This is a genomic window from Vibrio nitrifigilis (assembly GCF_015686695.1).
In the GTDB taxonomy this organism is placed as follows: domain Bacteria; phylum Pseudomonadota; class Gammaproteobacteria; order Enterobacterales; family Vibrionaceae; genus Vibrio; species Vibrio nitrifigilis.
Genome location: NZ_JADPMR010000003.1, coordinates 418541 through 443525, shown reverse-complemented (window position 1 = coordinate 443525; position 24985 = coordinate 418541). Strand labels below are relative to the sequence as shown.

Annotated in this window: 21 protein-coding genes; 15 read left to right on the top strand and 6 right to left on the bottom strand. The window is 42.2% G+C overall.

What is annotated here, in order from left to right:
- Window positions 1-132 precede the first annotated feature (132 nt).
- Together polA and I1A42_RS25435 are read left to right on the top strand one after the other, a co-directional pair.
- Window positions 133-2922 (top strand): DNA polymerase I, encoded by a 2790-nt coding sequence (polA, locus tag I1A42_RS15955; protein ID WP_196124033.1) that lies wholly within the window; start codon window positions 133-135, stop codon window positions 2920-2922.
- Between the two features lie 215 nt (window positions 2923-3137).
- Window positions 3138-3185, top strand: coding sequence for a hypothetical protein (locus I1A42_RS25435; RefSeq protein ID WP_438356636.1), 48 nt, complete (start codon window positions 3138-3140; stop codon window positions 3183-3185).
- Window positions 3186-3865: 680 nt separating this feature from the next.
- Here I1A42_RS25435 and yihA read toward each other — a convergent pair.
- Window positions 3866-4537, bottom strand: a complete 672-nt coding sequence (yihA, locus tag I1A42_RS15950; RefSeq protein WP_161157000.1) for a ribosome biogenesis GTP-binding protein YihA/YsxC — start codon at window positions 4535-4537, stop codon at window positions 3866-3868.
- A gap of 626 nt (window positions 4538-5163) precedes the next feature.
- Between yihA and I1A42_RS15945 the strand changes: the two genes are divergently transcribed.
- From I1A42_RS15945 to hemN, 5 genes are all read left to right on the top strand, one after another.
- A complete protein-coding gene (locus I1A42_RS15945; protein WP_196124032.1) occupies window positions 5164-6948 on the top strand; it encodes a family 43 glycosylhydrolase in 1785 nt (594 codons plus the stop codon).
- A 143-nt stretch (window positions 6949-7091) separates the two neighbouring features.
- Entirely contained in the window at window positions 7092-7730 is a 639-nt protein-coding gene (locus I1A42_RS15940) for a class I SAM-dependent methyltransferase (protein ID WP_161156998.1), read from the top strand.
- A complete protein-coding gene (gene yihI, locus I1A42_RS15935; protein WP_196124031.1) occupies window positions 7730-8287 on the top strand; it encodes a Der GTPase-activating protein YihI in 558 nt (185 codons plus the stop codon). The genes I1A42_RS15940 and yihI overlap by 1 nt, the downstream gene beginning before the upstream one ends.
- Window positions 8288-8296: 9 nt before the next feature.
- Entirely contained in the window at window positions 8297-8788 is a 492-nt protein-coding gene (locus tag I1A42_RS15930) for a DUF2489 domain-containing protein (RefSeq protein WP_196124030.1), read from the top strand.
- A gap of 194 nt (window positions 8789-8982) precedes the next feature.
- Entirely contained in the window at window positions 8983-10371 is a 1389-nt protein-coding gene (gene hemN, locus I1A42_RS15925) for an oxygen-independent coproporphyrinogen III oxidase (protein WP_196124029.1), read from the top strand.
- Window positions 10372-10432: 61 nt separating this feature from the next.
- On the opposite strand, the gene I1A42_RS15920 is transcribed toward hemN, so the two are convergent.
- The 4 genes from I1A42_RS15920 to hemC are packed head-to-tail and all read right to left on the bottom strand — an operon-like array spanning window position 10433 to window position 14456.
- Window positions 10433-11611, bottom strand: coding sequence for a heme biosynthesis protein HemY (locus tag I1A42_RS15920; protein ID WP_196124028.1), 1179 nt, complete (start codon window positions 11609-11611; stop codon window positions 10433-10435).
- The gene (locus I1A42_RS15915) at window positions 11608-12768 is read right to left on the bottom strand and encodes a uroporphyrinogen-III C-methyltransferase (RefSeq protein ID WP_196124027.1); all 1161 of its coding nucleotides are present in this window, start codon (window positions 12766-12768) and stop codon (window positions 11608-11610) included. The genes I1A42_RS15920 and I1A42_RS15915 overlap by 4 nt, the downstream gene beginning before the upstream one ends.
- Window positions 12769-12785: 17 nt before the next feature.
- Window positions 12786-13517 carry a uroporphyrinogen-III synthase gene (locus tag I1A42_RS15910; protein WP_196124026.1) on the bottom strand — a complete coding sequence of 244 codons (732 nt, stop codon included), beginning with the start codon at window positions 13515-13517 and terminating at the stop codon, window positions 12786-12788.
- Complete coding sequence (gene hemC / locus I1A42_RS15905) at window positions 13518-14456, bottom strand: hydroxymethylbilane synthase (RefSeq protein ID WP_196124025.1); 939 nt, start codon at window positions 14454-14456, stop codon at window positions 13518-13520.
- Window positions 14457-14869: 413 nt separating this feature from the next.
- On the opposite strand from hemC, the gene I1A42_RS15900 reads away from it, so the two are divergent.
- Window positions 14870-17398: a class I adenylate cyclase gene (locus I1A42_RS15900; RefSeq protein ID WP_196124024.1), complete on the top strand. Its 2529-nt coding sequence runs from the start codon at window positions 14870-14872 to the stop codon at window positions 17396-17398.
- 53 nt (window positions 17399-17451) lie between these two features.
- Here the strand turns inward: I1A42_RS15900 and cyaY are convergent, their stop codons facing one another.
- Window positions 17452-17769 carry an iron donor protein CyaY gene (gene cyaY, locus I1A42_RS15895; RefSeq protein WP_196124023.1) on the bottom strand — a complete coding sequence of 106 codons (318 nt, stop codon included), beginning with the start codon at window positions 17767-17769 and terminating at the stop codon, window positions 17452-17454.
- Window positions 17770-17844: 75 nt separating this feature from the next.
- Here cyaY and lptM point away from each other — a divergent pair, with 75 nt between their 5' ends.
- Genes lptM through I1A42_RS15860 form a run of 7 tightly spaced genes read left to right on the top strand, consistent with a single transcriptional unit; the run spans window position 17845 to window position 24984 of the window.
- Complete coding sequence (gene lptM / locus I1A42_RS25345; protein ID WP_408063536.1) at window positions 17845-17961, top strand: LPS translocon maturation chaperone LptM; 117 nt, start codon at window positions 17845-17847, stop codon at window positions 17959-17961.
- A 29-nt stretch (window positions 17962-17990) separates the two neighbouring features.
- On the top strand, window positions 17991-19244 hold the full coding sequence (gene lysA / locus I1A42_RS15885; RefSeq protein WP_196124021.1) for a diaminopimelate decarboxylase: 1254 nt from the start codon (window positions 17991-17993) through the stop codon (window positions 19242-19244).
- 10 nt (window positions 19245-19254) lie between these two features.
- Complete coding sequence (dapF, locus tag I1A42_RS15880) at window positions 19255-20085, top strand: diaminopimelate epimerase (protein WP_196124020.1); 831 nt, start codon at window positions 19255-19257, stop codon at window positions 20083-20085.
- Between the two features lie 12 nt (window positions 20086-20097).
- Entirely contained in the window at window positions 20098-20802 is a 705-nt protein-coding gene (locus I1A42_RS15875) for a DUF484 family protein (protein ID WP_161156982.1), read from the top strand.
- Window positions 20771-21709, top strand: a complete 939-nt coding sequence (gene xerC / locus I1A42_RS15870; protein ID WP_196124019.1) for a tyrosine recombinase XerC — start codon at window positions 20771-20773, stop codon at window positions 21707-21709. Before I1A42_RS15875 ends, xerC begins: the two co-directional genes overlap by 32 nt.
- 2 nt (window positions 21710-21711) lie before the next feature.
- On the top strand, window positions 21712-22431 hold the full coding sequence (gene yigB, locus I1A42_RS15865; protein ID WP_196124018.1) for a 5-amino-6-(5-phospho-D-ribitylamino)uracil phosphatase YigB: 720 nt from the start codon (window positions 21712-21714) through the stop codon (window positions 22429-22431).
- A 57-nt stretch (window positions 22432-22488) separates the two neighbouring features.
- Entirely contained in the window at window positions 22489-24984 is a 2496-nt protein-coding gene (locus I1A42_RS15860; RefSeq protein ID WP_196124017.1) for a bifunctional diguanylate cyclase/phosphodiesterase, read from the top strand.
- The last annotated feature ends 1 nt before the right edge of the window (window position 24985 follow it).

Genomic DNA, 24985 nt, shown 5'->3' with positions numbered 1-24985 from the left:
GTGGGGTTGTTTAGCAGAATATTTGAACAACGTGATCTTATTGAGTAAAACGAGCTAGGACATGGAAACCAAGCAGCAGTCGTGGCATCCTTACCCATTAACCAATAATCTCACTTGGACAGCAAAACAATTATGGCTCGCATACCTGATAACCCACTCATTCTTATTGATGGTTCTTCTTATCTCTATCGTGCATTTCACGCCTATCCAGGCACGATGAGTAACGGTGATATTCCAACCAATGCCATATATGGTGTGGTTAATATGGTCCGCAGCATGATGCGTCAATTCTCTTCAGATCGTATTGCGGTCGTATTTGATGCAAAAGGTAAAACATTCCGCGATGACATGTATCCGGAGTACAAAGCTAATCGCCCACCAATGCCTGACGATCTTCGGTGCCAAATTGAGCCGTTACATAACATTATTAAGGCATTAGGTTTACCTCTGATTTGTGAGTCAGGTGTTGAAGCTGATGATGTGATAGGTACGTTGGCAAGCCAAGCATCTAAAGCAGGTATGCCGGTACTTATCAGTACCGGAGATAAAGACATGGCTCAGCTTGTTGATGATAACGTGACTTTAATTAACACCATGACAAATGTTGTAATGGATCGTGAAGGCGTTATTGATAAATTTGGGATTCCACCTGAATTGATCATCGATTACCTTGCGCTTATGGGAGACAAAGTCGATAACATACCAGGAGTTCCTGGTGTTGGTGCAAAAACGGCTTTAGCCTTATTACAAGGTATTGGTGGTTTAGATGAACTGTACGCCAATTTAGATAAAATCGAACCTTTGGGTTTCCGTGGTTCAAAAACGATGGCGAAGAAACTTGAAGACAATCGTGAGAATGCTTACTTATCTTACGAGTTGGCCACCATTAAACTCGATGTCGAGATGGAATTTTCTCCAGAATCGCTACTTAAGCAAACGCCAGAAAAAGATCGGTTGGTTGAGCTCTATGGTCAAATGGCATTTAAATCTTGGTTAACTGAGTTACTTGATGGTGGTGATGGTACTGTTGTTGCTGATGAAAAATCCGGAGCGGGTCGCTACAGTGATCCAGAAAAAAAATCGGTTGAATCTGTTGCAGTAAAAATAGATCGTAGCCAATATCAAACTGTACTGACCAAAGATGAATTTAATCAGTGGGTTGAAAAACTAAAAGTTGCGAAAGAGTTTGCTTTTGATACGGAAACTGACAGCCTTGACTACATGGTGGCGAATTTAGTAGGAATTTCTTTTGCAATTGAAGAAGGAAAAGCTGCTTATGTTCCTGTTGCTCATGATTATTTAGATGCGCCAGAGCAATTAGATCGTGATTGGGTATTAGCCCAGCTTAAGCCGTTGCTAGAAGATGCAAATTTGGCGAAAGTCGGCCAGAACTTGAAGTATGATGCGAGTGTTTTAGCGCGTTATGATATTCATATGCAAGGCATTAAACATGACACCATGTTGGCGTCTTATGTCTACAATAGCGTCGGCGGCAAACATGACATGGATAGCTTAGCATTACGCTTTCTTCAGCATAGTTGTATTTCATTTGAACAGGTAGCAGGCAAAGGTAAAGCGCAACTTACTTTCAATCAGATTGATTTAAATGAAGCCGCCCCTTATGCCGCAGAAGATGCCGATGTTACTTTGCGTTTACATCATCAGTTGCAATCGCTTATTGAAGAAGATGAAGCTTTACAAAAAGTATACCAAGACATTGAAATGCCATTAGTGCCTGTGCTTTCTCGTATGGAAAGAGCAGGGGTCTTGATTGATGACATGTTGCTTGGTGCTCAATCGCAAGAAATCGCTCAACGATTGGATGAACTAGAACAAAAGGCGTTTGACATTGCAGGTCAGGAATTCAATTTAGGTTCACCTAAGCAGTTACAAGCGATTCTATTTGAAAAAATGGAATTACCTGTTGTGAAGAAGACACCGTCAGGTGCTCCTTCCACTAACGAAGAAGTTCTGCAAGAACTTGCGTTAGATTACCCATTACCTAAAGTGATTCTCGAATATCGAGGTTTAGCGAAACTCAAGTCCACGTACACTGATAAATTGCCGAAGATGATTAATGCGGCAACTGGACGAGTTCATACTTCGTATCACCAAGCGGTCACAGCCACAGGACGTTTGTCTTCTACCGATCCAAACTTGCAAAATATACCAGTGCGTAATGAAGAAGGTCGTCGTATTCGCCAAGCTTTTGTTGCGCCACATGGCCGCAAGATCATGGCAGTCGACTACTCGCAAATCGAGTTGCGGATTATGGCGCATCTTTCTGGCGATAAAGCACTCGTGGATGCGTTTAAGCATGGAAAAGATATTCACGCTGCTACAGCGGCTGAAATACTAGGCACTACGATTGATAATGTGACGAGTGAACAACGTCGACGAGCTAAGGCCGTTAACTTTGGCTTGATTTATGGCATGAGTGCTTTTGGTTTGGCAAAACAGCTTGGTATTCCACGCGGTGAAGCCCAACATTATATGGATACTTATTTCGAACGCTATCCTGGTGTCATGCAGTATATGGAAGATACACGTAGTCGAGCTGCTGAGCGGGGTTATGTCGAAACCATTTATGGACGTCGTTTGCACCTACCTGAAATTAAATCACGTAATGGTATGCGTCGCAAAGCTGCGGAGCGTGCTGCGATTAATGCTCCTATGCAAGGCACTGCAGCCGATATCATCAAGAAAGCGATGTTATTGGTCGACGAATGGATAGAACAAGAAGGCAATGGTCGAGTGACTTTGTTAATGCAAGTACACGATGAATTGGTTTTTGAAGTTGATGAGTCATGTTTGTCCGAAATTGAAAGTAAAGTACAAGAATTGATGGAATCAGCTGCAGATCTGCATGTTCCTCTTGTGGCAGAAGCTGGGCATGGTGATAACTGGGAACAAGCACATTAGGTTAAATTTTGACTAATTTGCCTCAATAGTATGAGCCAGCGCACAGTCGCTGGCTTTTTTATATAAAGAAAAAAACTTTTTTGTCGCTTTAAAAAACAAGGTATTAAAATTCAATCACTGTTACTTAACAAAACTTTCATGAAAAAAAGTTACAAAAAGTATTTTCATTTCTGAGCAAATGTTGTACATTATCTCTCGTAGGGTACAGAGGTAAGATGTTCTATCTTTCAGACCTTTTGTTTCACGTTATTGGATTAGGCTGATTCAGCCGCCCCAGTCAGTTTTTGACTGGGGCGTTTTTTATTGTGCGCTATACCTTGCAATATATAGCTTTCTTGCTACCTTCATTTTTGATTTTATCCCACACCGTTCTCTTATTTTCTTTTGTCTATTGATTAACCAAGCCACTATTGTGGTTGAAATCCTTTCCAATTGATTCAAATAATAAACTGAATGAATTTGACAGTTTTGTAATAAAGCTTCATTCACAGTTTTATTATTTATAGGCGCAAAGCAAGATGCTTAAAAATAGTGCGTTAAGAGTTTAATTTGTTTAAATTCAGCATCTTAATGTGCTTTCTTTTGGTGAGTATGGATCAAATTGGAACAAGAGAGTTATTGAAATTTATGATGATAGGGTCAATGCTATTAAGGCAATAGTATTAATATCTCAACATTCTCTCCCTTTTCCCCGCTTCGGCGGGGACTTTTATATGGATCAGATGCATATACGCACGTCACTTCAAAGTGCTGTTTCAGCGAGACTGTATTCTCTTTTAGACAAGACGCTGATTTGAAGACTTAGTTATTCTACGTTGAACATCAGTCACACAGTCTAGGAACGAATAAAGCTCTGAATCTTGAACCTTGAGGTCCAGTTGGGTATACAGATATAAAAAAACCTACCAGAGCTGGTAGGTTTTTAGAAAATCGTGTTATCAGTTTACGCTTGAGAGTCTTCATTCCCTTCACTGATGTTTTCGTCTGTTTCAGATTCTGTTACTTCCAGCATTGGAGCGTACCATTCATCTAAGCGCTTACGCAGTACATCAACACCCAAACCATTTAACGAAGAGAAAGCATCAATTTGTACGTCTCCAGCAAATAGTGCGGCCGCATCTTTACGAACTTTGAGTACTTGAGCTTTACGAGCGCCACTTTTAAGCTTATCTGCTTTAGTTAATAGGACTTGTACCGGAATAGCACATTCAATGGCCCATTGAACTAATTGTTGATCGAGATCTTTCATAGGGTGGCGAATGTCCATTAGTACAACCAAACCTTTTAGTGATTGGCGTTGCTGTAAGTATTCACCTAAAGATTTTTGCCATTTCTTTTTCATCTCAAGTGGTACTTGAGCAAATCCGTATCCAGGTAAGTCAACGATGTGGCAACCATCGGTAACGTGAAATAAGTTGATAAGCTGAGTTCGTCCTGGTGTTTTACTTGTTTTCGCTAAGTTTTTTTGATTGGTCAATCGGTTTAAAGAACTCGATTTTCCGGCATTAGATCGACCAGCAAAGGCAACTTCAATGCCTTCGTCTGCAGGTAGGTGACGGATGTCTGGGGCACTTGTGACAAAATGCGTGTTTTGGTAATGAATTTTAGCGCTCACTCTGATTACTCCATCTTGACGTTTAACGTCAGTCTTTCTTTATGGTCGACTTTTACCGCAAACCAATAAATATAATTGGTTGAATTAACATAAAAAATATTTAGCTATTTTTGTGTGTTAGAGCAATAAATATCGATTGCTCCAACGCACAATCGAGCATTATATCATGACTATTATAAGAAATTATATGTATCGACTAATTCGCGGTTTGTGTTTGATGGGGTGAAGGGGACTAAGAAATGGAATGATGCTCTCGACCTGATTTAATTCGGAGGCTGAATATCAAACTTTCAATATATGCACGTTGATTCTTAATTTGCTCATCATACAGTGAATAAACTTACAGACCCAATTATGGAAATGATTCGAATTATTGGCATATCATTCTGATAAATCGAGATTAATGGGGTAGTTGGTCTTGTTGTACAGGATAGGGCGAATTTAGAGTGTGCCAGTAGCGCTTCACCGGTTTCTCGGACTGAACAGGGAGTATTAGAAATCGGGTTATTAGCTTTATCTTGATACCGCTTCACAGGAAGTGAGAACCCTAAAAAAGAGTCTGAAGCATCGACATTGAATCGTTGGATTTAATGTTAATCAGATATTCTATTTAGGGAGAACATAGGATGAATTTCATTACCTGTTCTAGCAAGATTGCAACACTGACTTATATTTTGAGTTCCACTTTAGCCTTCGCAAGTAATCCGATTGTTAAGCATATATATACAGCAGATCCGGCGGCAGCCGTGTTCGATGATACGGTGTACATCTACACTGGGCATGATGAAGCTGATATTGATGAAAGCGCTTACGTAATGGACGATTGGCACGTCTTTTCTTCGCAAGATCTCGTGAATTGGACGGATCATGGTGAAGCTTTGTCTCTGGATGAATTTAGCTGGGCATCTTCTGATGCTTGGGCGGGACAAGTGATTAAGCGAGGAGATAAATATTATTGGTATGTTCCGGTAAATAATGACGATGATGGGTGGTTTGGTATCGGGGTAGCTGTGAGTGATTCACCAACCGGCCCGTTCCATGATGCTATTGGCCAAGCGTTAGTCACGGATAGCATGACCCCCAACGAAACCCTTGATATCGACCCTACTGTTTTTATTGATAAAGATGGTCAAGCTTACCTGTATTGGGGGAATGCAACAGATGACGGCATCATTAAGATGGCGAAATTGAAAAGCAATATGATTGAGCTTGATGGGGATATCGAGAGTATCGACACTGATCAGGTGCCTTCTTTTACCGAAGCGCCTTATTTACATGAGAGAAACGGAATTTACTATTTATCTTATGCTGCTAGTTGGCCAGAACGTATTGATTATGCGACTGCCGATAACCCGATGGGGCCGTTTACTTATCAGGGGACGATACTTGATGCCGATGATGTCAGCTCGCCTACAAGTCACCAGTCTATTATTCAATATCATGATCAATGGTATTTGGTGTATCACAATGCTGATTTACCAGATGGAGGAGAGTACCGACGCAGTGTAGCGATGGATAAGTTGTATTATGACGATGAAGGTAATATAGAAAAGGTCACACCAACAACAGAAGGTGTGGGAACTGCAGGATTGTCAGGAGAGTATGTGGTTAAAAACGAGCAGACAAACTTATGCTTACAACCATTGCATTCCAATGGCTACGACGGTTCAGCATTAGTGCAAAAGCCATGCGATGACTCCTTAACTCAACGTTTTATTTTCCACCACACCTTAGATGATAAATATCAGATTGAACATGAGACAACCCACAAGGTATTAGATATGGGGGATGGACCATCCAATAATGGTGTGGGCGCTGTATTGTGGTCAAATCATGATAGCTTGAACCAATATTGGAATTTGAAAAGTCTGTCAGAGGATGAGTCTGTATATGCCATTAATAATGCGCAAACAGGGCAAACTTTAGTCTCTTTACCCGTTAAGAGCCAAAAGCATCAGACGCAAGGACATTCGCAGCAGCAATGGCAAATAGTCCGTGCTGATACGGTGCAAATTGAACCGCTGAATTATCCTGATACGGTTTTATCCTATCGAGCAAATGGTGTGTGGTTAGAGTCTAGTCCTGAACCTGTGACATCAAGTGAGTTTCATGCTGTCCCAGGGTTGGCTGACGGCAGTGGCGTGTCATTTGCTTCAGTGAAGTTCCCTGGTTATTACCTACGCCACCGTAATTTTGCACTCTACCTTGAGTATGATAATGGTAGCGATACGTTTACTGAAGATGCGACTTTCTATCGTCGAAAGGGGTTAGCTGATGACAGTGATGTATCTTATGAATCCTATAATTATCCTGGCTATTATATTCGCCATCAGTACTACCAATTGAAGTTAGATTCTGAAAGTGACATCTCAGATAATTCGGATGCGACATTTATCGAAGTAAAAGAGTAGATCGGATGTAAATACTTGCATAGCGGCAGTCTTTCTGCCGCTTTTTATCTATTTTTATATCAATTTTTGGGAATTTGTACGTAAACTCTCCACTCTAATTGCGATTTCTGGTATGTTTCGCATCCCATTAGAGGAGCTCAGCTATGCACACTTGTCCTTTATGCCATCATGAAGAAAGTCAGGCATATTTTGAAGATAAATCTCGGTCTTATCTTCAATGTCCTCGTTGTCAGCTGGTCTTCGTGGATCCCGAACAGCGATTAACGTCTGAGAGGGAAAAAGCGTTTTACGATTTACACGAAAATAACCCTGCTGATGCGGGGTATCGTCGTTTTCTATCTAGGGTAGGTGACCCGATGATAAAACGATTAGAGCCACAATCGAGAGGACTTGATTTTGGCTGTGGCCCAGGGCCAACCCTATCAATAATGTTGGAAGAAGCCGGACATCAAGTTGCGTTGTACGACATCTTTTTCCATCCTGATAGAAGCGTGTTAAGCGAAACGTATGATTTTATGACTGCGACAGAAGTGATAGAGCATCTGCATGATCCTCACACTGTGTGGCAGCAATGGTTGAATTTAGTTAAGCCTGGAGGCTGGATTGGTTTAATGACCAAGATGGTCAAAAACGTAGAGGCGTTTGCTGGATGGCACTATAAGAGCGATTTGACTCATGTGGTGTTTTTTAGTCGAGAGACTTTCCAGTTCCTGGCCGAGCGGGACAAGCTCGAACTTGAATTTATTGGCAATGATGTAATTTTACTGAGGAAGCCCCAGTAATGAGTCGCTCAAAGAAATCCAGAAAACCTGGAATGAATAGTAGTGCAGAGATTATCGTAACCCGTAACCGCAGTGAAGCGGATGTAGAAGGTCGTCTGCGCAAGAAACAGAAGAAGCAAAAAGGTCTTAAAGCTGGTAGTCGCCACTCTGACGCTGTTGCACATAAAGATCAACACGGTAAAACGGTGCGAGATCCTCGTCTTGGTAGCAAGAAGAAGATTCCATTGGTGGTTGAAGCGAAGAAAAAACCGACCAAACAGCAACGTCGTATTTCAGCAGAACAAGAACTGGAAATGTTGGAAAATGATGCGCAGCTCAATGTGTTGCTCGATCGTGTTGAAAACGGTGAGAAGCTTGGTGCTGGCCTACAAAAATACGTGGATGAGAAACTTGATCGTATTGAAGTTCTGATGAAGCAATTAGGTCTCTTCGATGAAGAAGATGATACTGAGGTCGAAGAACCAGAACAGCCAAAAGCAACGACTCATCGTGCTCACACTGATGAAGAGTTGTTGGCTCAGTTTGAAGACGTCGATTTGAATCAATATAAAGACTAAGGTGAAGTAATGAATGTAACCCTATTAGCCATTATTGGTGCCATCATCATTATCGGTTTAGCGTCTTACGCGGGTTACCTTCTGCTGAAGTTGAAGAGACAGAAAGCATTACAGACACACCATCAAATGTTAGCGATTGAAAAACGCAACGCGAACATCTTCGATAGTGTGAATGTTCTTTGTATGGCGGGTATCAATGGTCAATGTGATCTCTCTGAAGCTTCAATTCGAATCTATTGCATTATGGATTATGTTCAAGGTGAGCAGAGAGTTGAGGACTTCGACCAAGCTTATCCCGCTCTTTCTGAGCTTTACCATACTGTAAAAGATATGGCGCGTGGTGAAGAGCGCCAAGCTTTGCCTAAGCGTGAAAGAATGCAGCAGAATCTGGCCCGAATGAAAGCGGAGTCGCGTCTCAATGATGCCATTGTTGAAGAGCTTAAAGGTCTTCAACAGCGCATCGCTCCGTTGAATAATCAGATTAATATCCAATTGGTGTAATTCATAATAGGGCTCAATGCTCTAGATTTTGTCTGATTCAAATTAAGGTATCGGTGACTTACCGATACCTTCTAGTTAGTGATCAAGCTAGCAAATTCGAACATTAAGTCCTCATTTCTCTAATTTGCCACCTGATGTATGCACGTCATGTGGCAAAATATTTTTGTCATAGTTTTTTAGCGGAAAGAATTATCATGTCGTTGTCAGTCGTGCCAAGTCAGCAGATCGTTTGGGATCAAGCCATTTTAGACAAGTACAACTACTCAGGTCCTCGTTATACGTCGTATCCAACGGCGTTAGAGTTTCATGAGGCGTTTACGATTGCTGAATATGATATGGCGTGTACCGAATACCCAGAACGACCTCTTTCGCTTTATGTACACATCCCATTTTGTCACAAGCTTTGCTATTACTGTGGCTGCAATAAAATAGTAACTCGTCACCCTGAAAAGGCTGATGAATATCTTGATATCCTTGAGCTAGAAATTCGTCAGCGCGCATCGTTACTGCAAGGTCGGGAAGTGACGCAGCTACATTTTGGTGGTGGTACACCAACATTCCTCAGCAAAGCACAGATCAGTCGGGTTATGGGGATCTTGCATGAGGAGTTTAATTTCTCTGGTGATGCCGAAATCAGTATTGAAATTGATCCACGTGAAATTGAGCTCAATATTCTCGACCACTTATACTATGAAGGATTTAATCGCATCAGTATTGGTGTGCAGGACTTTAATAAAGAAGTGCAAAAACTGATTAATCGAGAACAAGATGAACAGTTTATTGTTGATTTAGTTGAGCACGCTAAGGAACTGGGGTTCCGTTCAACTAACTTAGACCTCGTCTATGGCTTGCCAAAGCAAACGGCAGAAAGTTTTGCTAAAACGCTACAGCGCATATTAGAAATTCGTCCTGGACGTTTGTCTGTGTTTAACTACGCTCATATGCCAAATATTTTTGCTGCTCAGCGCAAAATCAAAGATGCTGACTTGCCTCGTGCTGAAGAGAAGATGGCCATTTTGCAGCAAACGATTGAGACTCTTACCGATGCAGGGTATCAATTTATTGGTATGGACCACTTTGCACTACCAGATGATGAATTGGCGATTGCACAGCGTGAAGGTCGTTTACACCGTAATTTCCAAGGTTACACCACTCAGGGTGATTGTGACTTAGTGGGTTTTGGTGTTTCTGCTATCTCCATGATTGGCGATGCTTATGCTCAAAACCAAAAAGATCTGAAAAAATATTACCAGCAAGTCGATGAAATGCGTCACGCACTGTGGAAAGGATTATCTCTTGATGGTGATGACTTACTACGCCGTGAAGTCATTAAGCAGCTTATGTGTAACTTTAAGCTGGATAAGCAGATGATAGAGCGTCGCTTTAGTATTCGTTTTCATGACTACTTCAAGCAAGATCTAGCGCTATTGCAAACCTTTATTGATGATCAGCTCGTGACCGTAGATGAACAGTATATTGAAGTGACATTGCGAGGGCGCTTGCTGATTCGTAATATCTGTATGTGTTTTGATAAATACTTACGCGCTAAGGCTCGTCAGCAGCAATTTTCGCGTGTTATTTAATGTTTAATATTTATAAAAAACCAGCACAAGAGTGCTGGTTTTTTTGTTGTTGCAGAACACGTTAAGGTAATAAAGATAATGCCTTATTTGCGACCTCTTTAGCCGCTTGTCCCTTGTTTTGTTTTTCTAGCACCTGAGCAAGTAATGCGTAATCGGACACGCTAGAGCGTAAAGATAACGCCCGTTCTAGATGGTGTTGAGCTTCTGACCATTTTTGTTGCTTACTATATAAACGAGCAGCAGCACTATGAGCTTCCGCATTATTATCGTCACGACCTAATTGCTTTAACAACAGAGTTAATGCTGGTTTGATATGGGCCTCATCGAGGTCCACTAGCAAAATATAAAGCTCAGAGTTTGGTGCCTTCTTGAGCTGTTTGGTCATGAAATCAAAAGCAGGTTGGCCATTGTTAATTGCCAATATATGTTTCGCCATGCAAACCGCAATGGCAGGCTCTTTTTGAGCTTTTCGAGGTATTTGACCCCAATGATCCAAAAGGTCTTCAACCATATTATGGCGAGTCGCTACTTGTGCTATCAAGCCTTGGTGAGCCTGAACAGTCAACTGCTGTTCTTCTTGCTCTGGTAGGTTGGTATAGCGGTGTAGTTTAGGGAGTAATTCGACTAAAGACTGCCACTTGCCAAGTTGAGCGTAAATACGTTTGAGAAGATTTAACAGGATGACATTGTTTGGATGATCTGCTTGTAAGGACTGCAAAACATTCATTGATTGTTCCAATTCACCTTCGTTAAACAGTTGGCGAGCACGAGTCAATGCTACGGCGAGAGTCGAGGCATTTTGCTCACTGGCGAGCGCAAGATAACGGTCGCGCTTTTTACGATCGCCAATGTTTTCAGCCGCTTCTGCAGCGATAAGATAGCAAAGTAATGGGTTGTCATGGTGTTTTGCCCAACGTATGACTTTTTTCTCTGCTTGCTTATAGTCACCTTCTAATAATTTAATAATCCCTTCATTGGTGAGGCGACGAGAGCGGCGCATTTTTCGCACACTAAACCAGTTCCAAGTATTAAATGTTGTGCTTAACAGCTTTTTAACGACATACTCCAGTACGAAAATAATCGCTAACAGTGCTATAAATACAATCACTAATGTTGTGACACTCATTTCAATCGTTTTGTGAGCTATTGAAATCAGGACATAACCTTGCTGGCCAGAATATTCAGTCCCGACGAACAATCCAGCGCCCAAAATAATGAACAGAAGAATGGCTTTAATCATTGCTTATCTTCTCCTGTCATTGAGGTGACTTCTCTACGTAGGCGCTCACGAATAATGTCGGAAAGTTGCGCTTGAGACGAAAGAGTCGTTGGGTATTTGACAGTGACTTTTTGTTTAGCAAGCTCAGCTACTGTTGCCCTGAAGTTTTGGACTTGTTTATTATCTGAGTTAAAAAAGGATTGCGTCCATGTATTGGCCGTTTCGAGTGAGTTAGTGAATACTTCTTGTTGACGGTCATAAACGGCACGAATCGCAGTTTCTAGTTTCGCTTTCAGATTTTCTCTTAAGTAGAAGTCTTGTTTCGGTGATAGCAGAGGTACCACATTTCCATCTCGGCTTCGGAATGTAATGAAATTACCCGCAAAGTCTTTAAGTGATGTCAGCAAATTATGTTGCCAATCGTTAATATTTTCAGATACCACATCGTGTTTCTCTTCTTGCGCATCTGGAAGAATGGCGTTCGCTAGCGGTAGCTGATCGATTTTCTGTTCTAAGCTATTTAAACGTAACACTAAGCCATCTTTATCGATTAACGGAATACCATGTAAGGTCGTAATATCATCTGCCATTGCTTGGCGTAAATTAACCAAACTTGGATCATTTAGTGATGCGATACGCTGGTCTGCACTTTCCATTAACTGGGTTGCAGTTTCTGGGTCGTGCTCAAGGTAGAGTTTGCGGCCAGCCATTTTTACTAAATAATCAGCTTCGGCTAATAACCAATCATTAGGGCGACGACCTTTTACATCCGCGACTGCCATTTGTAGGCTTTCAATACTTTTTTGTTGCTGCTTTAACGCGGTGTCGGTTTTGATTTTGAGTAGATTCTCCGTGTCATCTAATGACTGTTGGCCTTTGTCTAACTGAGCTTTTAAGGTTTGCTGGGTTTCAAACAACTTTGCCTGTAAGTGGTCGATACGATTTTGATATTGGTGTTGCTGATATTGTGTGTAAGCAAATAGGCTGCCACCGATGACAATCGAAATGGCAATCGCTATGATTCCTAAACGACGACCACTGGTGTTGTTCGTTGGTTCTTTCTTGGCTGCAGAAGTAGTCGCAGCAGAATATGACGGTGAAGATGACTCAGTCGAAGAAGGGGTCACCTCCTGCTGATTTTCAGGTTCTTTTTGCGGATTATTGTTGTTACTTGTCATTGCTAGAGTCCTGTTGGTTAGGGCTGTAGAGCCGCCACTAAATCTGAATTATGAGCACTTCCGGTTGAGATGACGTCTATAAACCCCATACTTCGGGCTTGTGTTGCAATACGTTCACTAGGTACTAATAAACGTTGCTGCCATAACCAATTTTGGTCATCTCGATTAAATTGTGAAACGAAAAACTGCAGTTGTTGACCACTGGTTATCACCAAAGTATTTACTTTAGCATCACGCCAAGCAGCCACGGCCTTACGACTATCAAAAGGGCGCTCTTTTCGCCTATATACCTCTTTATAACTGACAATGGCACCGTGTTGCGTCAAGGTATCGTAAATCACTTCGCGTCCGCCGTTACCGCGCAAAATCAAAACTTGGCATTTTTCAGCATGTTGCAATTGAGATAATTGGAGCAAGTGTTCACTATCGCTAATCTCTGGGTAGTGTACTTTGTGTCCACTTGCTTTGCTTAAGCTGCTCGCTGTTTTTTGACCGACGGCAAGGTATTGACAGTGGCTAGGCCAACTTAGCTTATTCTGAATGAGGTATTGGTGACTGTATTCAACCGCGAATTGGCTCACTGCAATAACAATATGGCTTCGTTCTAGAGCTTGAGGCAGTGAGGAAAGGTCGGGCCCTGCTTCTATATCTATTAATGGATGATAGAGAGCTTGTATGCCTTGTTGTTGGAGCTGCTTACACAGCTCCTTGCCCGCTGGTTCTGGGCGAGTCACCAATACGGTGTTCATTTACTCGTGCTCAGTATAAAGCTTGGTGAGGATATCTTTAGCGCCTTGCTCTAATAATTGGTTAGCTAAAGTAATTCCCATTTTTTCAGCATCTTGGCGTTGACCACGAATTTCTCCTCGAACAATCTTAGAGCCATCTGGTTCACCAACTAAAGCTCGTAACCAAAGTTCATCTCCTTGGATTTCTGAGTAGCTACCAATAGGTACTTGGCAACCACCTTCAAGGGTAATATTCATTGCGCGTTCACAAGTCACTCGGTCTGCCGTTTCAGCATGATTTAACGGGGCAAGTAGTGCTCGCAACTCCATATCATCTAAACGACATTCAATACCTACAGCGCCTTGACCAACGGCAGGTAATGATTGTTCTGGTTCGATAAAACTACGAATTCGTTCATCTAACTCCAGACGTTGTAGCCCGGCTGCTGCAAGAATGATGGCATCGTATTCGCCAGCATCTAATTTGCCTAAACGAGTGCCCACGTTACCGCGAAGTTCTTTGATAATAAGATCTGGGCGCGCTTCTTTTAATTGGCATTGGCGACGTAAACTACATGTACCCACTGTTGCGCCTTGTGGTAGTTCATCTACGTTATTGTAGGTATTAGAAACGAATGCATCACGTGGATCTGCACGCTCACAAATGGTGACCAATCCTAATCCTTCAGGGAACTCAACAGGGACATCTTTCATGGAGTGAACCGCAAGATCAGCGGTGCCTTCTAGCATTGCAAGTTCTAACTCTTTTACGAATAACCCTTTGCCACCAACTTTTGCTAGTGGAGTATCGAGAATAACATCACCACGAGTCACCATTGTGACCAACTCAACTTCTAATCCTTCGTGAGCGGCTTCTAATGCGTCTTTGACAAAATTAGCTTGCCATAAAGCGAGTGGACTTTTTCGGGTTGCAATTCGAATTGGGGTCGTGCGTGTCATGAGTTATCCATAAAGCTAGAGAAAATTACTCTAATCCTACCATTTCATCGACCAAAAACTCACTACTAGATTTTAGCTGTCCATTTTCAAGAGGTGGTTTGTTTGCAACAAACAAAATAATGTGATTTGTATCTCGTTTGAAATATGCACTATATTATATCCAAGTGTCTTTTAGATGTTGGCTCACAAGGCTGGGTTAGGTATCTTAAGGCAGCTTGACGGGATAACCGATCAGCGTCGTGACTAACGGACTTAAACGACTACTAAATTAGTGATAGCCCTTTGGTATAACTTCGCTCAACATAGCTTTACCGTGATTGATTAAAGTGTTAAATTGATCACGTTTTATTGGCGCGTTTGTTCGTTTTATGAACGATGTATGCTTTGTTTGATGTACCAATCAGGATATTACCTTGCGGTCTTACACAACGACTTTAATTCAACGAGTAGATAAGCTGAACCAGCAACGAACAGAACGTGCGCTGGCGCTTATGAATTTGCAGAGTCAGCGTGTTTTTCATCTTATTCCGCTTTTGCTGCATTACAATCATCCGCAGATTCCCGGGTATTTTGATGCGCAGGTTCCTTGTGGCATTTATCAATTTGATTTTAATGAGACACAGCAACAGTTCGTTCAAGACCTACATCTGACCGCCGACACTCCTCTAGACCCCGTTCTCAATTGCGATATTCTTGCCCTATACACTATGGGTAGCACTTCATCTATTGGCCAAAGCATTTCCAGTGATTTGGATATCTGGGTGTGTGTGTCGGCTGATATGTCGTGTGAGTTACGTGAAAATTTAAGTAATAAATGTTTATTGATTACTGAATGGGCGAAAGGTCAGGGCGTAGAAGCGAATTTCTTCATTATGGATGAAGAGCGTTTTCGTCATGATCAATCGGATGCAATGACAGGGGAAAACTGTGGGTCTTCACAGCACCTTCTGTTACTTGATGAGTTTTATCGTTCAGCTATGCGTCTTGCGGGTAAACGTCTGCTTTGGCATATGGTTCCTCCAGAAATGGAAGAGTGCTACGACGATTACGTTAATGAGTTGGTCCGTCACGGATACCTTGATCGAGATGAATGGATTGATTTCGGTAAATTGACAGGAATTCCTGCCCAAGAATATTTTGGGGCGAATTTGTGGCAATTGTATAAAAGTATCGACTCACCTTATAAATCGGTATTGAAAGCGATTTTGTTGGAAGCGTATTCGTGGGAGTACCCACACACTCAATTACTGAGTGTGGATACCAAACGGCGTTTTTTTACTCACGAACCCGATTTGTACAGCATGGATGCGTATTATTTAATGCTCGAAAAAGTAACCCGTTACTTGGAGCGTATAGGTGATACGTCACGATTAGAGTTAGTAAGACGCTGCTTCTATCTGAAAACCCATGAAAAGCTGTCTCGTGAGCCTGGCGTCGGGTCATTACCATGGCGTAGAGCCGTATTACAAGAATTGACGGCACAATGGCAATGGCCTTTGGATGTGATTCAGCATCTTGATAATCGCCGTCACTGGAAAGTAGAAGAAGTTAAAGTGATGCACCATGCATTGCTGGATGCTTTGATGCAAAGCTATCGTAATTTGATTCAATTTGCTCGACGCAATGACATTACTTCTGCAATCAGCCCGCAAGATATTTCAATTTTAGCGCGTAAGCTTTATGCGGCATTTGAAGTGTTACCAGGCAAGGTTACGCTGTTAAATCCTCAGATTTCCCCAGATTTACATGAGCCCGACCTCTCTTTTATTGAGGTTTTACCTGGATGCGCCAATAAACCGGGGTGGTATCTTTATAAGCAGCCCTTAGTGGCTAAGCGCATGATTGGTCAGCGCTGCTTAGAGCAAAACGAATATTTAAGTAAGCTGGTGGCTTGGGCTTTTTTTAATGGTTTGATTACTGAATCGACTCGCTTACATTCTGTGATTAAAGATGCTCATCTAGATATTGATAAGTTCTATCAGATGGTTAGCGACTTACGTAACACCTTTTCTCTTAATAAACGTCGCCCGACAATGCAAGCTCTGGCGAGTCCATGTGAAATTAGCCAATTGGCGATGTTTATTAACTTTGAAAAAGACCCAACGGCGGATTTACAAAATAAAGCCTTAAAAGTCGATCTTAAACATGTCGATATTTTGAGCTTCGGTGAGGAGCCTCAAAGTTTAATTGGCAGTGTCGATTTGGTTTATCGCAACTCATGGCAAGAAGTGCGTACACTGCATTTTCGTGGTGAGACTGCGATGATTGATGCGCTAAAAACAACGTTAGGAAAGATGCATCAGGATGCGTTGCCACCCGAGTCAGTCGATGTATTTTGCTACAGTAAGAATTTTCGCGGTGTAATGCGTAATTTAGTGTATCAATTACTCGCAGAGTGTATTGATCTGCGTTTGAAGCCAATGGAACAAGAGCAACGTCGCCGTTTCAAAGCATTGCGTATCGGCAAACAGATGTATGGTCTGTTCTTTGAGCGTCGCGGTGTTTCCGTACAAAAACTGGAAAACTCTGTCGATTTTTATAGCAGTATTTCTAGTAGTAAGCTCAGTGGTTCACCTTTATTGATGTTAGATAAAGAAGATGATTTTCATTTACCTGATGTTGTGGATGGGTTCGCAAGTGAAGGGTTAGTGCAATTCTTTTTTGAAGATACCGATAAGGGATTCAATATCTATGTGTTAGATGAAGTTAATCGTGTTGAAGTTTATCATCAGTTCAGTGGTGAAAAAGACGAAATGATTGCTGCTGTGAACGGGTTCTACACGTCGGTAAAAGATGATGACAATATTGCCGCTAAGTTTATTAACTTTAACTTGCCACAGTATTACCAGATAGTTCACCCAGAGGAGGGTGATTCTTATGTGGTGCCATATCGGAATGACTCAGCGGTTTATTCCAAGCCAATTAAAGCGGTAAGTGCATAGAAATTCAAAATGTATAAATAAAAAAAGAGCAATTTAATGCTCTTTTTTTTTGGTTAATCTTCCCACTCAATATGTTCACCAGCATGCTTTTCGCATTCGGTTTTTACCATGGTGATAAACTCAATGCCCGTTTTTGTGCATAGCCAATTATTTCCATCGTAGCGGAAATGAAAGCCGCCAGCCCTTGATGCAAGCCAGATCTCTTTCATTGGTTCTTGGCGGTTGATGATGACTTGACTGCGATCTTCAAACTCCAATGTAAGCACATTTCCTACGTTTTCGTAATCGATATCAGCCCCTGAGTTATCTATCATTTCTTCTAGGGTTTCTAGTTGAGCATCTACCAGTTGATGAAATTCAGTTTCATTCATCTTGTCTATCCTATTGCTTTTCCTGACTGTGGTGCGATTATAGGGGGCATTGATGAAATAATCACGAATTGCAAAATGAAAAAGACCATCACCGCGCTGTTTTTGTTATCCACACTGGTATTGGCTGGCTGTGGCCAAACGGGCCCACTTTATATGCCGGATGACTCTCAGCAGAACTCACAAACACAGTAAATTCAATACTATAGAGAAAGGAAAAAAATTTGGATTACTTCAATTATCAGGATGATGGCCAACTTTGGGCTGAAAACGTTTCGTTGACTCAATTGGCTGAGCAATATGGTACGCCGTTGTATGTTTACTCGCGCGCTACTTTAGAACGTCATTGGCATGCGTTTGATAAATCGGTAGGTGAACACCCACATTTGGTGTGTTATGCAGTGAAATCCAATTCTAATATTGGTGTACTTAACGCATTAGCTCGACTTGGTTCAGGTTTTGATATCGTATCTGGTGGTGAACTGGAACGTGTTATCGCTGCCGGCGGTGATCCTGCTAAAGTTGTTTTTTCTGGTGTCGGTAAAACTGAAGCGGAAATGAAGCGAGCACTGTCGCTCAAGATTAAATGTTTTAATGTTGAATCAGAGCCTGAGCTTGAACGTTTGAACAAGGTTGCGGCAGAAATGGGTGTGATTGCACCGATTTCACTACGTATCAACCCAGATGTCGATGCTAAAACTCACCCTTATATTTCGACAGGGTTGCGTGATAATAAATTTGGTATCGCATTTGAACGTGCTCCTGAGGTGTATCAATTAGCTCAAAGTCTTGAAAACCTTGAAGTGAAAGGAATTGATTGTCATATCGGGTCACAATTAACGGCGATTGAACCATTTATTGATGCGACTGACCGTTTGTTAGCTCTGATTGATAACTTGGTTGCTCAAGGCATTCAGATTAAACATTTGGATGTCGGTGGTGGCTTGGGTGTGGTTTATCGTGATGAATTACCGCCTCAACCATCTGAATACGCGAAAGCGCTGTTATCTCGTTTGGAGAATCATCAACATCTTGAATTAATCTTCGAACCAGGGCGTGCGATTTCTGCAAATGCTGGCGTATTGCTGACTAAAGTTGAATTCCTTAAACACACAGAGCATAAAAACTTTGCCATTATTGATGCGGCAATGAACGATTTAATTCGTCCCGTACTTTACCAAGCATGGCAAGATATCGTACCTGTATCTCCACGTGAAGGAGAGGCAAAAGAGTATGATTTGGTTGGGCCAATTTGTGAAACGGGTGACTTCCTAGGTAAAGATCGCTCTTTGGTTTTAGAGTCTGGTGATTTACTTGCAGTTCGTTCGGCTGGTGCTTATGGTTTTGTCATGGCTTCAAACTATAACACCCGTGTTCGTGCGGCCGAAGTAATGGTGGATGGCGATAAGTCACACTTAGTTCGTCAGCGTGAAGAATTATCTAGTTTGTGGGAACTAGAGAGCATTTTGCCGGAGTAAATGACACGATATGCATTTTCATTTTTCTAAAATGCACGGATTGGGTAATGATTTCATGGTTGTGGACTGCATTACCCAAAACGTCTTTTTTTCTCCTGAATTGATCCGTCGTTTGGCGGATCGACATACTGGAGTGGGGTTTGACCAACTATTGGTGGTTGAAGCTCCCTATGATCCAGAAACCGATTTTCACTACCGCATCTTTAATGCTGATGGTAGTGAAGTCGAGCAGTGTGGTAATGGTGCTCGTTGTTTTGCGCGCTTTGTTCGTATGAAAGGGTTGACCAATAAGTTCAGCATTAATGTGAGTACGAAAAAAGGCAAAATGGTTCTACACGTAGAAAATGATGATCAAATTACGGTTAACATGGGTGTGCCAGAATTTGAGCCAAGCAAAATACCGTTTAGAGCGAAACAGTCGGAAAAAACATACATTATGCGGGTTGCGGAACAAACGTTATTCTGTGGCGCTGTCAGTATGGGCAACCCACACGTCGTGACCGTTGTGGATGATGTCGTGACTGCGGCTGTTGAGACGCTAGGGCCGTTGCTTGAATCTCATGAACGTTTCCCTGAACGTGTTAATGCCGGTTTTATGGATATTGTTGACCGCTCTGAAATCAATTTGCGTGTTTATGAACGCGGTGCTGGTGAAACACAAGCTTGTGGTAGCGGTGCCTGTGCAGCGGTTGCTGTTGGTATTGTGCAAGGAATCCTTGATGAGCAAGTTACAGTTCATCTGCCTGGCGGTTCCCTCGTCATTAAATGGAAAGGTCCGGGTAAACCCCTGTTTATGACAGGTCCTGCCGTGCATGTTTTTGATGGCCAACTTTCTTGTTAATGAGGAGCAATTTTGTCTCAACCTCAAGCGGATGCGCTGACGGCGCAAGTAGTCGAAGAATATTTACGCGATAACCCGGATTTCTTTAAAGATAAACCGGAGCTAATAGACCATTTAGCACTTCCTCATCAGCAAATGGGAGCGGTATCGCTTGTCCATGTACAGATGTCTCGTCAGCGTCAGCGTATTGAAGAATTAGAAGAAGAAATTACGGCCTTAATGTCGTTAGCGGCAAACAACGATAAAACCTTTCATGAGTTTATGGAGTTACAAGAGCAACTTCTTAATTGTGAAGCTTTGTGTGAAGTGGTTGCCGCGATAAAAGAAAAAGCGCAAGAGTTAGGGCTAACTGCCTATCTACGTTTGCTCGATCATCGTTATGAACCTTTGCATATTAGTCGGGATAACTGGCAGCGCTTTGCGACTAACCACTTTAATGGTAAAGATGCTTATCTTGGGCGTTTACGAAAAAGCGATTGCCAGCGATTGCTTGGCGAGCATGTTATTGCACCAGAGCTAGGTTCATTTGTCGTGTTGCCATTAACTAAAGGCCAGCCTCAAGGTGTCTTGGCGTTTTCTAGTGCTGATGGAGGACATTTTCAGCCTCATATGGATACCTTATTCTTGCGCCATTTAGCTCTTGTGGTGTCACATTTAATAGATACATTACCTTGGCAATTGGCCGATGAAGAACGATTTAGTCAACCCTCTGCCTAACGCGTTGCAAGCTCCTCTTAATCGATTTTATGAGTATTTGAGGAGTGAGAAGGGCCTGAGTTTACATACACAACGTAATTACAAGCAACAACTTGAAACCATGGGGCATCATCTGTGTGACCTCGGAGTGAATCGCTGGTCTCAAGTTGATGCTGCATGGGTAAGGCAGCTAGCCAGTAAGGGAATGCGTGATGGTATGAAGGCGAGTAGCCTAGCGACTCGTTTGTCATCATTGCGCAGCTTCTTTGATTTTTTAATTCTGCGTGGTGAGTTAACGGCGAACCCGGCAAAAGGGGTCTCAGCGCCACGTAAAAAGCGCCCTCTACCTAAGAATCTTGATGTGGACGAGGTGAGTCAGCTTCTTGAAGTCAATGAAGACGACCCTTTATCTATTCGCGATCGGGCCATGATGGAGCTTATGTACGGTGCTGGGTTACGTTTAGCTGAAATGGTATCCATCAATGTTAAAGATCTTAATTTTGGCGCCGAAGAAATTCGAGTTGTGGGTAAAGGGGACAAGGAACGCATCGCTCCATTCTCGGGTGAGGCTAAAGAATGGGTTTCTAAGTGGTTGAAACTACGCAATGGTTTTGCGCACCCCGATGAGAAAGCCTTATTTGTCTCTAAGTTAGGTGTGCGTATTTCACACCGTAATGTACAAAAACGCATGGCGGAATGGGGACAAAAGCAGGCGGTGGCAAGCCACATTAGCCCACACAAATTGCGTCACTCATTTGCAACTCACATGCTTGAATCCAGTAATAATCTGCGAGCTGTGCAAGAGTTATTAGGGCACGAAAATATTTCTACAACGCAAATTTATACACACCTCGATTTTCAACATTTAGCGCAAGCATACGATCAAGCACACCCGCGAGCACATAAGCATAAGAAACCGAAGGAGTAGCCATGTTCATCTATCGTAATCTGTCACCAATAAAGGCAATGACCTTTGATTTAGATGACACGCTTTACGATAACCGTCCAGTAATACGTCGGTTAGACCAAGAAGTTCGGGCCTGGTTATACGAATATCACCCCGTGGCGGCAACGCAAGATGAACAATGGTGGGGGCAGCTAAAACTCCAGTTAGCGGCTGATAATCCGTGGTTAAAAAATGATGTTTCTTTGTGGCGCTTCACTCAAATTAAGCAAGGCCTGATTGTACTTGGCTATAGTGAATCTCAAGCAGTTGATGCGGCGGAACAGGTTATGGTGCAAGTTAATCATTGGCGAAATTTAATCGATGTTCCACATGAAACACATCGAGTGATGCAAGCATTAGCGCAAAAAATCCCCTTAGTTGCGATAACCAATGGTAATGTTAGCGCAGATAAGATTGGGGTCGGTCACTATTTTAAGTCTGTATTGCGAGCTGGGCCTGATGGTTTTGCCAAGCCCCATCAAGATTTATTCGATAAAGCTCAAGGCATACTGAATGTGCCCAGGTCATCTATTTTACATGTTGGTGATCATCCAGTAACGGATGTCGTTGGGGCAAAACAAAATGGATTGCAAGCATGTTGGTTTAATGACCAATCGCAATCTGCGTTTGATACCACGCGTTTACGTTTATTACCTGATTTAGAAATTCACCATTTGGAGTCGTTATTGCTGTTAGTTAATTAATGTTCAGCTAATTAGCATTAACGGATTTAAGCCATCGACGCTGAGACGGATAGAAAGATGCTGACAACTTCATTTGTTATTGAGTCCGATGCTACTCATCGTGAACTGCATAAAGCTTTGAAAGAGATATCTATCGCGGCCGATTGCGAGGTTCTTGTTCAGCTATTCTCAAGTCAAAGTCCCAACGTTGTGCAGTCGATGGCAAACATCATTCTTGCCGTTTTACCTCGTGCACACCTCATCGGTATGAGTACCACTCAGGTGATCCATCATGGCGATATCTTTAGTAATCAGACGTTAGTATCAATTAGTCAACTGCAGCAGACGACTTTAACCAGTGCGAAAGTATTGTATGGTCGAGACCCTGTTAGAGATGGTTATGATCTGATGAATCAGCTCGAACTAACGGATGATTCAAAATGTATTATCAGCTTTGCTGATCGAATGAATAATGAGAGCTCTGAACGGTTTAAGGTTTTTGATCAGCGGGAAAAAGTTGTCCCTATTACGGGGGGGACATCGGTGCCTACTGAATACGGCCAATGGGTGTTATTCGGCAATCAATGTTATCAAAATGCCATTGTCGCGATTGCTCTCACGGATAAAACGCTGTTTTTTGAAGTGGGTGGCTATAAGCAATGGAATCCTATTGGGCGTTCGTTTCGAGTAACGAAAGCAGACGGTAACTTTGTTTCAGGCATTGATAATAAACCAATTGAAGACTTATACCGTTATTACCTCAATTACGGTGAACAGTTAGATTGCCAACTGTTAAAAAGCTTTCCTCTAGTAAAAGAAGGAAAAGAAGACCAAGACGTATACATTCCGCAAGTTTTTCGTGATGGGGCAATCCAATTTAGTAATCGATTGATGATTGGCGATGAAGTTAGATTCTGTTTTGACCATCCGTCTTTGACATTGGAACAGGTGAAAATGGGTGCTCATCGGCTGAATGAACAAACTCCCGAAAAAATCTTTGTGTATAACTGCATTACCCGTCTGCGTTTTATTGAACACAATAAAGAGCTACAACCTCTGCAAGGTGTCACTAATATTTGTGGATGTTATTGTATGGGGGAGTTTTGGCATGATGGCTCTCATCAGCGAGTGATGCACCATAGTATGACGTACTTGGCTTTACGAGAAGGTGATGTGCAGCCTCACAGTGACAAACAATTCTTATCTGCCCCAAGTCGAGGAGTCACCGCTCCGCTGTTCAGTTTAATTCGGAATGCCTTTTCCGATATCGATATGCTCAATAAAGGTTTAGAGCAAAAAATACAGCGTCAGGCATCATTGCTGACAGCCAGTTATCGGATTGATACTCGAACCGCATTACCGAACCGCTCTGTATTGCAAGAGCATTTAAGTGGTATTCGTGATCATGAGCACTTACTCACTTTGAAAGTGACTAACTTCAGTCAAATCAACGAAAAATATGGTTATAAAGTTGGCGACAAGCTGTTATTAGATTTGAGTGTTCATTTTCAATTACACATCAATCAAAATATCAGTGTGGAATGTAAGTTGTATGCGATTGGCGTAGGCGAGTGGGCTGCGATCTTTTCTAGCCATAAAGACTCAGAGCTGATTCAAAAAGAATTTGATTGTTTTGTGGATGAACTCGAGCATGTCAATTTTGAACCCTATGGCTTACCTGAGATGGATTATTTGTCTATCTCGTTATGTGCAGGGTTAGTGAGTCGTCGTGATTTTCCCGGCCAAACGGCGGACGATCTATTGTTACGTTCTATTGAAGCTCGGCGTTATGCCTACAAAAATAATCTTCATTTTTGTAATGCACTTTCTTTAGTCGGACAAGATGAAGTGCGTCGTGAGCAACTAAAATGGCTATCTTATGTCAGCCGAGCTGTTCTTGATAATAATGTGCTGATATATAGTCAGCCAATATTTGCAGCGGGCACCCATAAGAAGGTTTCTCAAGAGTGTTTAGTTCGCTTGGAAGAGAAAGGCGAAATTATTTTACCGGGGCGTTTTTTACCTGTCATCGCGGGGACCCATTTATATACCCGACTTAGCCATCAATTGATCTCTCGCATTGGTGAATTTATGCGAGAAAGGGACGATTCTTTTTCGATCAATCTTTCACCGCAAGATTTAATGAGTGACCACACACTTGCCCATTTAGAAAATATGGTGAGAAGCTTGAATGCTCCTGGGCGATTTGGTTTGGAAGTGCTCGAGACTGAGCAAATTAAAGATTACGGGCGCATGATTGAAGTGTGTGATCATTTTCGTTCACTCGGGGCGAAAATTGTTGTGGATGATTTTGGCTCTGGTTATTCCAATATTGATGAAATTGTTAAACTTGAACCGCAAATCATTAAGCTTGATGGTAGCCTTATTCGAACCATAGACAGTGATCCTAAGCAGCGTAAAATTACCGAGCAGTTAGTGAAGCTTTGCCACGTGTTAGATGCTCAAACCGTGGCAGAATTTGTTCATAACGAGCAAGTGTGTCGAATATGTGAAGATATTGGTGTCGATTATTTGCAAGGATTCTATTTAGGAAAGCCTGCGCGGCTAGTTTGAG

Coding starts and splice junctions, on each gene's coding strand:
- I1A42_RS15930 (WP_196124030.1), top strand. CDS start 8,297: ATGAATGTAACCCTATTAGCCATTATTGGTGCCATCATCATTATCGGT.
- xerC (WP_196124019.1), top strand. CDS start 20,771: ATGAAGAACGATTTAGTCAACCCTCTGCCTAACGCGTTGCAAGCTCCT.
- I1A42_RS15920 (WP_196124028.1), bottom strand. CDS start 11,611: ATGATTAAAGCCATTCTTCTGTTCATTATTTTGGGCGCTGGATTGTTC.
- hemC (WP_196124025.1), bottom strand. CDS start 14,456: ATGACACGCACGACCCCAATTCGAATTGCAACCCGAAAAAGTCCACTC.
- I1A42_RS15910 (WP_196124026.1), bottom strand. CDS start 13,517: ATGAACACCGTATTGGTGACTCGCCCAGAACCAGCGGGCAAGGAGCTG.
- cyaY (WP_196124023.1), bottom strand. CDS start 17,769: ATGAATGAAACTGAATTTCATCAACTGGTAGATGCTCAACTAGAAACC.
- I1A42_RS15860 (WP_196124017.1), top strand. CDS start 22,489: ATGCTGACAACTTCATTTGTTATTGAGTCCGATGCTACTCATCGTGAA.
- yihI (WP_196124031.1), top strand. CDS start 7,730: ATGAGTCGCTCAAAGAAATCCAGAAAACCTGGAATGAATAGTAGTGCA.
- I1A42_RS15940 (WP_161156998.1), top strand. CDS start 7,092: ATGCACACTTGTCCTTTATGCCATCATGAAGAAAGTCAGGCATATTTT.
- yigB (WP_196124018.1), top strand. CDS start 21,712: ATGTTCATCTATCGTAATCTGTCACCAATAAAGGCAATGACCTTTGAT.
- I1A42_RS15945 (WP_196124032.1), top strand. CDS start 5,164: ATGAATTTCATTACCTGTTCTAGCAAGATTGCAACACTGACTTATATT.
- hemN (WP_196124029.1), top strand. CDS start 8,983: ATGTCGTTGTCAGTCGTGCCAAGTCAGCAGATCGTTTGGGATCAAGCC.
- polA (WP_196124033.1), top strand. CDS start 133: ATGGCTCGCATACCTGATAACCCACTCATTCTTATTGATGGTTCTTCT.
- dapF (WP_196124020.1), top strand. CDS start 19,255: ATGCATTTTCATTTTTCTAAAATGCACGGATTGGGTAATGATTTCATG.
- I1A42_RS15915 (WP_196124027.1), bottom strand. CDS start 12,768: ATGACAAGTAACAACAATAATCCGCAAAAAGAACCTGAAAATCAGCAG.
- lptM (WP_408063536.1), top strand. CDS start 17,845: ATGAAAAAGACCATCACCGCGCTGTTTTTGTTATCCACACTGGTATTG.